We start from the raw sequence: 12,728 nt of genomic DNA, 5'->3' as shown, positions 1-12,728 counted from the left end.
CCATCATATGATCCATCATCACCACCATCATCATCACCACTTTCACCACCACTACCAAATGAGGAGAGAAGAAGATTAATAATAGAATAAGATAACAATAAGGCGAGAAGAGTTACGCCCTCATGCTGCCGAGCGTGTCATTCTCGCCTTTATCTATGGGGATAGCCCCGCACATATTAGTATGCTCGCGTGATTTTATAATAAAAGGCTCCCTCTCGGGAGCCTTTTAAATAGCGGTATTATAAGGTTTTTAAGGCCTTACTTACATCATGCCGCCCATTCCACCCATGCCGCCCATGTCAGGCATAGCTGGTTTTTCTGGTTCTGGCTTGTCAGCGATAACCGCTTCGGTTGTCAGGAACATGGCCGCAACGGATGCAGCGTTTTGAAGAGCGGAACGCGTTACTTTGGCAGGGTCAACGATACCTGCTTCGAACATGTTCACCCAAGTATCGGTAGCAGCGTTGTAGCCGATGCCGATCTCTTCTTTTTTCAGACGCTCTACGATGACGGAACCTTCTTGGCCAGCGTTAGCTGCAATCGTGCGGATTGGCTCTTCCAGAGCGCGCAGAACGATGTTCACGCCTGTTTTCTCGTCGCCTTCAACTTGAACAGCAGCAACAGCGTTGTATACGTTAACGAGCGCTGTACCACCACCGGATACCATACCTTCTTCAACCGCAGCGCGAGTTGCGTTCAGGGCATCTTCGATGCGCAGTTTGCGTTCTTTCAATTCCGTCTCAGTAGCCGCACCGACTTTGATAACCGCTACGCCGCCAGCCAATTTAGCCAGACGCTCTTGCAGTTTCTCTTTGTCGAAATCGGAAGTCGTTTCTTCCAATTGGTTGCGGATTTGCTTCACGCGAGCATCGATGTCTTCTTTGTTGCCAGCGCCATCCACGATGATTGTGTTCTCTTTGGTTACGCGCACTTGACGAGCGGTACCCAATTGATCGATGGAAGCTGTTTTCAGGTCGAGGCCGAGCTCTTCCGTAATCACTTGGCCGCCAGTCAATGCAGCGATATCTTGCAGCATGGCTTTGCGACGGTCGCCGAAGCCAGGAGCTTTAACAGCAACAGCGTTGAACGTTCCGCGCAGTTTGTTCACGATCAGCATCGCTTGCGCTTCGCCTTCGATGTCTTCTGCGATCAGTACGAGCGGTTTGCCTTGCTGTACGATTTTTTCAAGGATCGGCAGGATTTCTTGCGTGTTGGTTACTTTTTTATCGGTAATCAGGATGTATGGATTCTCAAGAACAGCTTCCATTTTATCCGTATCGGTGATCATGTATGGAGAGATGTAGCCGCGGTCGAATTGCATACCTTCTACTACTTCAAGCTCCGTCAAGAAGCCGCGGGATTCTTCAACGGTGATAACGCCGTCTTTACCCACTTTGTCCATTGCTTCTGCAATCAGTTGACCTACTTCTTCGTCAGCTGCGGATACGGAAGCGACTTGAGCGATCTCCTGATGGTTTTTCACTTCTTTCGCGATATTCGCAAGCTCGGTTACGGCTGCTTTAACCGCTTTGTCGATACCCTTGCGGATGATCATTGGGTTTGCGCCAGCTGTAACGTTCTTCAGACCTTCACGGATCATGGCTTGTGCCAGAACCGTTGCCGTTGTTGTACCATCACCGGCAACATCGTTGGTTTTGGTAGCTACTTCTTTAACAAGCTGAGCACCCATGTTCTCGAATGCATCTTCCAGCTCGATTTCTTTAGCGATGGTTACGCCGTCATTCGTGATGAGCGGGCTTCCGAATTTTTTCTCAAGAACCACGTTACGGCCTTTCGGTCCGAGTGTTACTTTAACTGCATTTGCCAAAGCATCTACACCGCGAAGCATGGAGCGACGGGCGTCTTCACTGAACTTAATGTCTTTTGCCATGGTATTACATACCTCCCTAGTGGATTATGGAATGGTAAAACAAGATATATTCAGGCATTCATTAGCCTAAGATCGCGTGGATGTCGCTTTCTTTCATAATCAAATATTCTTTACCTTCGTATTTGATTTCTGTTCCAGCGTATTTGGAGAAAATAACGCGGTCGCCTTCTTTAACTTCCAAAGGTACACGTGCGCCGTCTTTCAGGGAGCCGCTGCCTACAGCAATAACTTTACCTTCTTGCGGCTTTTCTTTAGCAGAGTCAGGAAGTACAATCCCGAATGCCGTAGTTTCTTCTTGTTCGATCGGTTCTACCAATACGCGTTCACCTAAAGGTCTGATCATGAAAAAATAGCCTCCTTTAAATATGTTGTGATGCTTTTTTCAAAGCTTTATGTATTAGCACTCGACAACCCTCAGTGCTAACAACCAATTTTATGATACTCAAGTTGTCTTAAAATTTCAAGTCCTTTGCATGAATTTTTGATCATTTTTTTGCAATCCGGACTTAGGGAGAGGTTGTCCCTAAACCCCCTTCACCATTGTATCCATGACCAGCCAAAATATGCCTGAGACTTTAGGAACACTGTGCGGCTAGAACTATAGATCTAGTCATCATTCGGCAGAAGAAAACAGCCCGAAGCATGCCCTTCCGCAGAAAGGTTTCATCTTTCATAAAACTGCGGATTCGTTGATGTGAGCTGTATAACTGCCAAATTGGTCCTCTCCTTTCGTCAAACCGTGAATAGCTGTGGTCCGCCGGCTCCCCAGGCTTCAACCAGCGCGTTCCGAAACAAAGCATCCAGGCTTTGATCCAGATCCGTATCTTGATGCTTCTTATCCTTGGCCAGCTGCTCATATTCGTTCAATTTCTCTTCAATGAATGCGTTAATGATAGGAAGCTTCGGTTCAATATTCATCTCTTCACCCGAACGTTTACGAAGAAGCAATTGATCAATCTCCTGTTTCAGCGCACTTCCTTGATCTAATAAGCGATCCGTAAGCAGCTCGAATTCCATGGGAGGCATCTCGTTGTAGGTTTGAATCCAGTCGCATGCCAGGATCGGACGCAGTACATAGAAATATTTTTTGATCTTAACGTCTCCCCCTTGCAAATACATCCGGTAGTTGCCTTTGGCCATGTTCAGGTAGTGGTGCATGCAAGATTTAGGCGAGAAGGCAAGCGGAGATATGCTTCGGATTTGCTGGGCGATGCCAAGCGTCTCCTTATATTTGATGGGGGACTCCAGCCATTCAAGCAGGGGTGGATTCGACTTGCGAAAAAGCCCCAATGCTTTTTTTAAATCCCAACCGCTCATATCCAGACTGTCGTTGATTGGCCGCTCAATCACATCTCGCTTGTCGAAGATCGATAAATACCACTCCACGGGTCTGATATAGATAAACCTTACGTCGTAATCGCTGTCCGTCGATGGGAAGCCCCAGGCCCTGCTCCCTGATTCGCAAGCATACAGGATTAGGACCCCTTCCTCCCGCTCTATCCGCTTAAGTTCTTGTTGAATCGTCGATTTCATTTCCTGCGTTATATTCATATCCAGAATCTCTCCTTCTGTTGCTGCCGTGTAAATTTCCGATATCCTTATTGTCTTCCATGCGTTCCTATTTCAACAGGGCAAAAGTATGGCGATAACAAAACGCGCACTGCTCCCTGTGCGAACGGTGTGTTGGTCCGGGGCATGTTTGGATTGGCTGTCGACCATATGAAGATGTTACAATATCATTCCTTTATGCGGTTCCCTATCCTTGCTACAATAGTTACAGACTGGATCACGTACGATCTAATATATGATTTGAAGGAGGGCGCCATGGCTCGGGAAAGCTTCGATAAAGAAATCCAATTTCTTCGTATTCTGGCGCTGGCCGGCGGCGCATACAACCGGCAACAACTGGCTGATCGCCTTGGCATTTCAGTACATACCTATGACAAAACGCTCCGAAATTTAAAAAATATGATTGAATCGCTTCAGCCCCAGCTCTCGGAAGAACAAAGTCTCACCCTATCCGAAGGCCTGCGCTATTCATACTATGAAACCGCTGATCCGCTCCTGCTGCTGCTGTTCCGCGGCAAATCGCTCAAAGCATCGGAAAGCTTGAGGCTATCCATGATCCTCACCCAGCTGCAGCATCAGCAGTTAACCGCGAAGGAACTCATCGAACGCTGCGGCGATCAATTCCCGGGCGGAGAATCCCTGCCCGATGAGAAGACGATACGCGGGGATCTCAAATACCTGGAAGAAGTCGGAGTCATCGTAAAGACAGGTGCAGAACGGCCGTACCGTTACAGAGGCGCCCGTGATCTCATCGATTCGTTGTCGGATGACGAGTTACTTGATCTCTACGATTATGTGGACGTCATGTCGAACACGCAACTCCCCTCTGTTCAGGGGTATATGCTTCGAGACAATTTAAAAAGGGCCTTGCGCAATCGTGACATCGCCGCACACTCGGCCCCGGCCTATTTTTATAAGTATCATTACCATTCACGCATATTGGATGAGGCGCATCTGCACACCATTTTTCAGGCGATCACCAAAAGAGCGAGACTCCGTTTCCTGTATTTATCGCCAAAAAGCTCTTCACGCTATGCTTCCCGAAACACGAATCCGCTGTTCCATAGGGAATCCAAAGGGCTTCGGGAAACGATGCTGCCGCTGCGCGTGATCTATGACCATCAATACGGCCGATGGTACCTGATCGGTCATAACGGCAGACAGGGGCTCATGAAATTTCGCATGGAAGGATTGACTCAAATCGAAGAAGGCGAAGTGGTTGCAGAAGAAGTATTCCAGCAGCGCCTCATGGAAACGCTGGCCGAATTCGAGTACAGCTGGGTTACCGATACCCGTAATCCCACCAAGGTCGTAGCCAGATTCTTTAACCCAGAGGACAGCAAAGTGAATTTCGTGCTGAACCGGGTTAAGGCGCAAGGGCAATGGGGGACCGTAACCATGGAATCCGAGAGCTCGTTCTTATACGAAATTGAAGTGAACGGCACCAGCGAAATTAAGCCTTGGCTCCGCAGCTTCGGCTCCAGCTGCGAGGTGCTCCAGCCACGCTCCCTTCGGCAGGAGTTCATTAAGGAATGGAAGGAGATTGCCGCTTATTATGAGCCAGAATCCATTCGAGAAGATATTTAACTACCAGATCATAACAAGGCTTGAGGAAACCGACTCGATTGCCATTACCGCTCAGGAACGGGGATGGCTGAAAATGATGCTGATGCACCCCGAGGCGGCAAACGCCTTTACGCCCGGTACCTTAGAACGGCTCAAGCAGCTCCTCCACTTGGAGCATAGCGGTGCCGAGATGAAAGGGATCATTCTGGAGAAAGCCAAGGGACAGGAACGAAGCGTATACCATCCGCATCTTCGAACCTTGCGTAGAATGATCATGCAGGATCAGGGCTTTCGCCTAAGCTACCGCACGAAGCTTGGAGAAACGCGCAGCAATCAGTCCGGTTTCCCGTACAAACTGGAGTATTCCATGATCAAACGGGAATGGATGCTGATCTGGTACAGCAAAAGCCGTAGAGGACTCATGTACACGAAACTCGATCATATTTTATATATACAAGGGACTTCGCTCCCCTCCTTCCGGATCGATCGCATAAAGGAACGGCTGCAGCGGCTGATGGAAAACCGGGAAAAGCAAGCGATCATTGAAATCCAACGGCGATACAACGGGGAATTGTCGCGGATCCTTTACGCCTTTTCCTGCTTTGACAAAACGGTGCATTATGAGGAAGCTTCCGATACCTACCGCATTCAGGTCTGCTATTTGGAGGATGAGTGCGAATTTCTGCTCTCGCGCATTCGCTTTCTCGGCCTGAGGGTGAAAGTCGTGGAAGGAAGCACGCTGCAGACCCGGATGCAAGAAACCGCAGCGCTGGCTCTGGCGAGATATGCGCAAGATGAAGGTTAGAACGCCGCCATGACATGATTCCCATGAAGACCGAAGGCTGAGGCAATGATGAACAATAATTTCTAATCCATCATTCATTGGACAAAAAAACAACCCGCAAACCATACTCAGAGGAGTGAAGTTTGCGGGTTGTTTTTATTCTTAAGGATCTCTTATTTTGCAAAAAACAATACGGTCAATCCTCTTCGTCTGCCCTTACGTAGCGGCTGTCCCGTTCCATGTCCGCTTCTAACTGCTTGCGATAGATCACGGAAGACAGAAATACGCTGAATTCGTACAGAAGCAGCAGCGGAATCGTAACCAGGAAATCCGATATAAAGTCCGGCGGTGTTATGACGACCGCGATAAAGACCAGCGCGAAATACGCGACCTTGCGCATCCTGCGAAGCCGCAGCGGATTCAGAATGCGAATTCTCGTTAAGAACATCACCACAAGGGGAAGCTCAAACAGCAAGGCCAGCGGCAATACGAGATTGAACATAAAATTCAAGTAATTGGTAATGCCGTAGGTCTCCTGGAGCCCCATGCCCTGCGTGATCGCCGTGGTAAACGACAGCGTCATCGGAAATACGATGTAATAACCAAACGTGATTCCGACGATGAACAGAATAAATGCATACGGCACGTAACGTATGGCCGCTTTCTGTTCTTCTTTGCGCAGCCCCGGCTTGACGAACGCCCAGAGCTGATAGAAGATCAGCGGTACGGAAATGACGAGCGAAAAAATAGCGGCGATTTTCATGTAGATTCCGATGCCATCCCAAAAGGAGAAGGCATGCAGCTCAAAGTTCTTGGCTTCTTCGGCCGCCGTCAAATAATGATAGATCGGGTCCGCAACGAAAAGCCCCCCGACCAGTCCTGCTACGAATACCACGAGCACGATTATAATTCGTTTGCGAAGCTCGCCCAAATGCTCCACAAGCGCCATATCTTTCACTTGCTCCGACAAGTTAACCACCACCCTGTATGTGACCCTGACAAAACAAAATCCCTCCCGAAGGAAGGGACTTCAAGCCTTGCTTTAATTCTATTCGGGAAGACGCTTGTCTTCAATCTTGGCTGGCTCAGCGGCAACGGCTTGCTGGGGAGCCTCTTCTTTCTTCTTCGCCGGTGCATCGTCAGCGATAATCTCCCGCGCACCATCCTTAAACTCACGGAATGTTCTTCCGACCGCACGTCCCAGTTCAGGAAGTTTGTTCGGTCCGAACAAGAGCAGCGCCAAAATAACGAGCAAAATAATGCCCGGCACTCCAATTGTACTCATATCTGTTCTCCTCCTCGTCCTGCTTAATGCCTTCAAAAGGACTTCAGGATGACATTAATCCATCGTGCCTTGCAGCTGCAACAGGTTTTTAACTAAAGAAAATCATCCGACTTCAGCAGTGAAACAAGCTCATATACCGCCATCATACCATAATGTAAATCACATATACAGTCCAGAAACGTGACAGTTTATTTACATAATTATCTAATAAGGTACTCGTTAAAGCTGCTCGCGATACTGGCCCGTTACCATCAACAGTGCCTCCGGAAGCTGATCCATGACCGCCGCCAGATTCTCGTGCACGCCTTTGGGAGAGCCCGGGAGATTGACAATCAAGGTACGGCCGCGGACGCCGCATACGCCTCGAAACAGCATCGCGCTCCGATTCTTCTGCATGACGGTAGCGCGCATCGCTTCCGCAATGCCGGGCACTTCGCGTTCGATGACCCGCTTGGTCGCCTCCGGCGTAACATCCCGCACCGCCAGCTCCGTACCGCCTGTCGTGAGGACAAGGTCCACTTGATAATAATCCGTAAGCTCGATCAATGCCGCGATAATTTCGTCCTGCTCGTCCGGTACGATCCGGTATTCGATGATTTCACCGCTCAGCTCTTCCTCCACCAATTCCCGGATCACTTGAGCGCTCGTATCCTCGCGTTCCCCCCGCGAGCCTTTATCGCTCGCCGTCAGGATCGCCGTTTTCCACACCATCTGCCCTCTCTCCTTCCCACTCATCCGAATCTCCTGTATCTATGCTATGTCGTTTCTTGTATGTAATCCCCGCTCTTCCCGCCGGTTTTGCTTACCAGCAGGGTCGGGCCGATGATCATGTCTTTCTGCAGGGCCTTGCACATGTCATAGACCGTCAGCGCAGCGGCTGAAGCAGCTGTCAAAGCTTCCATTTCAACACCGGTTTTGCCTGTGGTTTTCACGGTCGTTTCTATATATAATTCGTCTTTGGCGTTATCGCTGAACGCCACATTCACTCCGGTCAACGGCAGCGGATGACACATCGGAATCCAGTTCGACGTGTTCTTGGCCGCCATAATGGCCGCAACCTGTGCCACGGCAAGCACATCTCCCTTGCCGATTTTCCCCTCCTGGATGCGGGCCAGCGTATCCGGATGCATACGGACCGTTGTCTTCGCTACCGCTGTCCGGGCGGTCACATCCTTATCACTGACATCCACCATTCGTGCTCTGCCTTGGTCATTAAAATGACTCAGTTCCATCTCTTATCCCTCCGCTGCAGGTCTGCTCTTCACGTTATGCCCCTGTTCCGTAACCAAACCGTCCAATACCCTATCATGTTCTTCCATAGGAACTTGTTCCAAGACCTGAACCTCGTAACCGATCCCCACCCACAAAGGCTTCTTGATCCGACGAGCGTCGGCTTGTGCTCCCTGGTTAAGCCTGTCCGACAGCCGGTCATAATAACCGCCTCCGTATCCAAGCCTTCCGCCCATTCTATCAAACGCAAGCCCGGGTACCCAGACGATATCCGGTCCCGGATGATTCCATTTTTGCGACCGCAACGGATCGGGCTCCGAAATGCCGTAAGCGCCGACAACCAGCTCGTCCCATGCCTGAAGCTTATACAATTCCATCGAACGGTCTTGGGGCAAGCTCCGTGGAACGATAACCTGGATCCCCTGTTTCCATGCCCATTCGATAAGAGGCCGGGAATCCAGCTCGGAACGAAAGGGAACATAAATCATCATGCTCTGAAGATGGAGACGATCCATGACCTCCGCAGCAAACGCGCAGGCTTGCTTCGACCGCTTGGTCCGCTCTTCCTCTGATAACTCGTTCCGTCGCAATGCCATCGTTTTGCGCAGGGCGGCTTTTACGGATGCCCGCTTCAAATCTTCCTCAGGGTTCACACGTGATCTTTCCTCTCACGCTTATAATTAAGTTTAGTTTACCACTGTTCCTTCCTTTAGCCAAGAATGACGGAAGTCGCCAATCAAGGTCGATTGTTCGGTCATTTTCATGTACACTTGATTTAAGATAGAAGAAACGCATAAACTCCAAAGCACGCGATCATTCAGATTGCCATAAAACAGCGTCTACGCGCGTTCTGTCGGAGCATGTACGTCGGAAGTCGTTTTTCTTATAATGAAGGATTAATGGAAGAATCATATAGAAAGATGGAGGTTTCACATAACATGCTGCTGCAAGCCAATGGCATTACGAAATTATATGGCGTCACGCCCGTCCTGGACGGGATCAATCTGCAAGTCCTTGAACGCGAAAGAATCGGCCTCGTCGGAGTCAATGGAGCCGGGAAATCGACGCTGCTTAAAATTTTGGCCGGCGAGATGTCCTATGATGGAGGACAAATCTTCAAAGCCAAGGAAACCACCGTCGGTTATCTTGCCCAGAACAGCGGGCTTCAGTCCGATTCCTCCATATGGAACGAGATGCTGGATGTCTTTACTCCCCTGCTGGAGATGGAGCGTGAGCTTCGTCAGATGGAAGAGCAAATCGCCGACCCCAAGTCGAGCGAAGATCCGAAGAAATACCAGGAGCTTCTGGATCGTTATGCGGTCCGCTCGGACTGGTTCAAGGATCAAGGCGGATATGAGATTGAAACACGCATCCGCAGCGTGCTGCACGGCATGGGATTCGGCAGCTTTTCGCCCGATACGTCCATTGCCACGTTAAGCGGCGGGCAGAAGACAAGGCTGGCCCTTGCAAAAATACTGCTGCAGGCACCCGACCTGCTGATGCTGGACGAACCGACGAACCATCTGGATATCGCAACCCTCACCTGGCTGGAGGATTATTTGCGCGGTTATTCCGGCTCGCTGCTCGTCGTTTCCCATGACCGGTATTTCCTGGATCGGCTCGTGACCACCATCGTGGAGATCGAACGCCGCCATTCCAAAAAATATACCGGCAACTACAGCCGGTACATTGAGCTGAAAGCAGCCGAATACGAATCCCAGCTGAAGCAATACGAGAAGCAGCAGGACGAGATCTCCCGCATGGAGAACTTCATTCAGCGAAACCTGGTACGGGCCTCTACGACCAAGCGTGCGCAGAGCCGCCGCAAAGCGCTGGATAAAATGGAGCGGCTCGACAAACCGCTGGGCGATCTTAAGAAAGCTCATTTTTCTTTTGAAGCCGAGTATATGTCAGGGAAAGACGTCCTTCATGTACGTGATCTGTCGCTTGCGTTCGAGCAGGACAAACCGCTGTTTCGGCAAGTTTCCTTTGATCTCAGCCGCGGGGAAACCGTAGCTTTGATCGGACCCAACGGGGTGGGCAAATCGACACTTCTGAAATGCTTGATCGGTACCATGAAGCCGACGGCGGGGTCGCTGCAATGGGGTACAAAAGTAAAGATCGGCTATTACGATCAGGAGCAATCGGAGCTGAATCCAAGCAACACCGTCCTGGAAGAGCTGTGGGGCACCTATCCGCAGATGGAGGAAGCCCGCATTCGTACCGTTCTGGGCAATTTCCTCTTCAGCGGCGAAGATGTGCTCAAGAAGGTCAGCTCCTTAAGCGGCGGGGAAAAAGCACGCGTCTCGCTTGCCAAGCTCATGCTTCTGGAAGCCAACATGCTCATCTTGGACGAGCCGACGAACCATCTAGACTTGTTTGCAAAAGAGGTGCTGGAATCGGCACTCATGGATTACGAGGGCACTTTATTGTTCATATCCCATGACCGTTACTTCCTTAATAAGATGGCGGAACGCATCATCGAGCTTCATCCGGACGGTATTCAACATTTCCTGGGTAATTATGACGACTATACGGAGAAAAAACAGGAAATTCTTGATATGAACAATGAGCCTTCCGAGCCGTTTGCCCGCCACACCCTGAAACAGGAAGGGAAAGCCGAGGCTATGCCTGAGAAGCAAGGGGCCGTTTCCTTCGAAGCCGAGAAGCAGGCGAAACGGGAGGAACGAAACCGTCAGCGCAGGCTTGCCAGCCTGGAGGAGCAAATTCATGTCCTGGAATCGGACATTGCCCAATTGGAAACCGAAATGACCTTGCCGGAGATCTATCAGGATTATATGGCGCTCCAAGAACGGCAGCAGTCGTTAGAGGAGAAAAAGAGTCAGCTTGAGCAAATTTTTGCCGAATGGGAGTCATTGCTGGAAGCCTAAAAAAATTCACAAAAGTGTTTCAAATGGAGATTTACGTTTATACACAAACTTATCCCCAGGAATGGTGCATAAGTTTACCATGAAAATGGCCGAAATGGCCATTTTTTTGTTGTTATACGCGGATCTCCGGTCCTATATCCAGCTTTATCCACTAAGTTATTCACATTATCCACAGTTTCCACCGGGAAATGTGAAAATCCTGTCCCCTCTTTTCAGCGTCTTGCAAAAGACCGATTTATCGACATTTTTCTCGGTTATGCACATTTTTTGGCGAATATGTGGATAACGTTGTTCACAACTTGACAGAGTTTGATGTTCTATATATTTAGCTCCTATATAGGGCCTACTTTTTATTATTATGGAAAAAAGCGACCTTCCCCGTACCGGGTTGAAGGTCGCTTGTGCAATCTAAAGTAAATATAAGCAGGCACGCTGAGTTCCCTTATTCGCTTCCTGCCTAAACCGACATCAACGCCGAGTTGCATGCCGCAACGTATGCCAAGCCTGCGGCCATGACGATATCCTGGTGCACGGCCGTGCCGCGGAAGATCTTGCCGGCCTTCTCCACCGTTACCGCCGCTTCGGCATGCGCGTCCTCGCCGCTGCTTAAAGAATGGAGCTCCAGATCGCCAAACCGGATGTCGCTGCTGATTCCTTGGCTGATCGCCGATATGACGGCTTGCACGGGACCGTCCGCCACGCTGGAGTAGGTGGCTTCCGTTTGTTCGCTCAATTGGCGCAGCGTAACCGCGGCAACCCTGCTGCTTCCCGTGCCGGAAATGACCTGCGCCTCGGCCAGTTCGTACACCTGTGCCGGCTTGCCCAATGTGCTGCTGACCATCTGCAGCAGCTGATCATCGCTGACCACCTTTTGACGGTCAGCCGCTTCCTTGAAGGTATCGTACAAGGATTCCATCTCGGCTCCCTCGAGCCGGACACCGTAACGGGCCAAGCGATCCTTCAGGGCATGGCGGCCGGAGTGCTTGCCCAGTACGATCATGCTTCGCGGAATGCCCAGCTTCTCCGGATCCATAATCTCATAGGTGCTTCGATCCTTCAGAAGACCGTCCTGGTGAATGCCGGATTCATGCTGGAAGGCGTTCCGGCCGACCACGGGCTTATTGAAGGCGATCGGAAAATGCATCGCACCGCTGACGAGGCGGGATACCTCGTACAGCTTCTCGGCCGTAATGCCCGTCTCTGCCCGCAGCATGTCACCCCGGGTAGATAGAGCCATGACAAGCTCTTCCAGCGCGCAGTTGCCTGTACGTTCGCCCACCCCGTTCACGGTGACCTCAATTTGACTCGCGCCGTTCTCGATCGCGGCCAGGCTGTTGGCCACGGCTAAACCGAGATCGTTATGGCAGTGGGCACTGTAGGCGACCGTCTTCCCGCCTCGGGCGCCATCCCGCACGCGCCGGAAGATCTCGCCGTATTCGTTCGGAAGCGCATATCCGACCGTATCCGGCAGATTGATGATCGTGGCTCCCTCTTCGATAACGGCCTCCACCA

12 protein-coding genes are annotated in these 12,728 nt (G+C 50.6%); 3 read left to right on the top strand and 9 right to left on the bottom strand.

All coding sequences use genetic code 11. From position 1 onward, the window contains the following. Positions 1–262: 262 nt before the first annotated feature. The 3 genes from groL to HMPREF9412_RS21990 all read right to left on the bottom strand — a co-directional run bounded on the left by groL (position 263) and on the right by HMPREF9412_RS21990 (position 3,442). The gene (groL, locus tag HMPREF9412_RS22000) at positions 263–1,891 is read right to left on the bottom strand and encodes a chaperonin GroEL (protein WP_009593977.1); all 1,629 of its coding nucleotides are present in this window, start codon (positions 1,889–1,891) and stop codon (positions 263–265) included. 61 nt (positions 1,892–1,952) lie between these two features. After that, positions 1,953–2,234: a co-chaperone GroES gene (groES, locus tag HMPREF9412_RS21995; protein ID WP_006212454.1), complete on the bottom strand. Its 282-nt coding sequence runs from the start codon at positions 2,232–2,234 to the stop codon at positions 1,953–1,955. A 389-nt stretch (positions 2,235–2,623) separates the two neighbouring features. Then, on the bottom strand, positions 2,624–3,442 hold the full coding sequence (locus tag HMPREF9412_RS21990) for a nucleotidyltransferase domain-containing protein (protein ID WP_009593976.1): 819 nt from the start codon (positions 3,440–3,442) through the stop codon (positions 2,624–2,626). Positions 3,443–3,715: 273 nt separating this feature from the next. Between HMPREF9412_RS21990 and HMPREF9412_RS21985 the strand changes: the two genes are divergently transcribed. Together HMPREF9412_RS21985 and HMPREF9412_RS21980 are read left to right on the top strand one after the other, a co-directional pair. Further along, positions 3,716–5,047: a helix-turn-helix transcriptional regulator gene (locus HMPREF9412_RS21985; protein ID WP_009593986.1), complete on the top strand. Its 1,332-nt coding sequence runs from the start codon at positions 3,716–3,718 to the stop codon at positions 5,045–5,047. Next, the gene (locus HMPREF9412_RS21980) at positions 5,016–5,831 is read left to right on the top strand and encodes a WYL domain-containing protein (protein WP_009593975.1); all 816 of its coding nucleotides are present in this window, start codon (positions 5,016–5,018) and stop codon (positions 5,829–5,831) included. Before HMPREF9412_RS21985 ends, HMPREF9412_RS21980 begins: the two co-directional genes overlap by 32 nt. Positions 5,832–6,006: 175 nt before the next feature. Here HMPREF9412_RS21980 and tatC read toward each other — a convergent pair whose 3' ends face one another. From tatC to HMPREF9412_RS21955, 5 genes are all read right to left on the bottom strand, one after another. Further along, positions 6,007–6,780 (bottom strand): twin-arginine translocase subunit TatC, encoded by a 774-nt coding sequence (tatC, locus tag HMPREF9412_RS21975; RefSeq protein ID WP_009593965.1) that lies wholly within the window; start codon positions 6,778–6,780, stop codon positions 6,007–6,009. A 78-nt stretch (positions 6,781–6,858) separates the two neighbouring features. Continuing rightward, a complete protein-coding gene (locus HMPREF9412_RS21970) occupies positions 6,859–7,095 on the bottom strand; it encodes a twin-arginine translocase TatA/TatE family subunit (RefSeq protein WP_009593973.1) in 237 nt (78 codons plus the stop codon). A 219-nt stretch (positions 7,096–7,314) separates the two neighbouring features. Further along, positions 7,315–7,806 carry a MogA/MoaB family molybdenum cofactor biosynthesis protein gene (locus HMPREF9412_RS21965; RefSeq protein WP_009593970.1) on the bottom strand — a complete coding sequence of 164 codons (492 nt, stop codon included), beginning with the start codon at positions 7,804–7,806 and terminating at the stop codon, positions 7,315–7,317. A 44-nt stretch (positions 7,807–7,850) separates the two neighbouring features. Continuing rightward, complete coding sequence (gene moaC, locus HMPREF9412_RS21960; RefSeq protein WP_009593966.1) at positions 7,851–8,327, bottom strand: cyclic pyranopterin monophosphate synthase MoaC; 477 nt, start codon at positions 8,325–8,327, stop codon at positions 7,851–7,853. A 3-nt stretch (positions 8,328–8,330) separates the two neighbouring features. Continuing rightward, the gene (locus tag HMPREF9412_RS21955) at positions 8,331–8,978 is read right to left on the bottom strand and encodes a 5-formyltetrahydrofolate cyclo-ligase (RefSeq protein ID WP_009593988.1); all 648 of its coding nucleotides are present in this window, start codon (positions 8,976–8,978) and stop codon (positions 8,331–8,333) included. Positions 8,979–9,263: 285 nt separating this feature from the next. Here HMPREF9412_RS21955 and HMPREF9412_RS21950 point away from each other — a divergent pair, with 285 nt between their 5' ends. Beyond that, positions 9,264–11,216 (top strand): ABC-F family ATP-binding cassette domain-containing protein, encoded by a 1,953-nt coding sequence (locus HMPREF9412_RS21950; RefSeq protein ID WP_009593984.1) that lies wholly within the window; start codon positions 9,264–9,266, stop codon positions 11,214–11,216. 457 nt (positions 11,217–11,673) lie between these two features. Here the strand turns inward: HMPREF9412_RS21950 and HMPREF9412_RS21945 are convergent. Then, positions 11,674–12,728, bottom strand: a 1,055-nt coding sequence (locus tag HMPREF9412_RS21945) for a homocitrate synthase/isopropylmalate synthase family protein (protein WP_009593982.1), incomplete at its 5' end; no start/stop codon positions are given.

This window comes from Paenibacillus sp. HGF5 (assembly GCF_000204455.1).
In the GTDB taxonomy this organism is placed as follows: domain Bacteria; phylum Bacillota; class Bacilli; order Paenibacillales; family Paenibacillaceae; genus Paenibacillus_AQ; species Paenibacillus_AQ lautus_A.
This window is presented reverse-complemented; position numbering and strand designations above follow the sequence as displayed.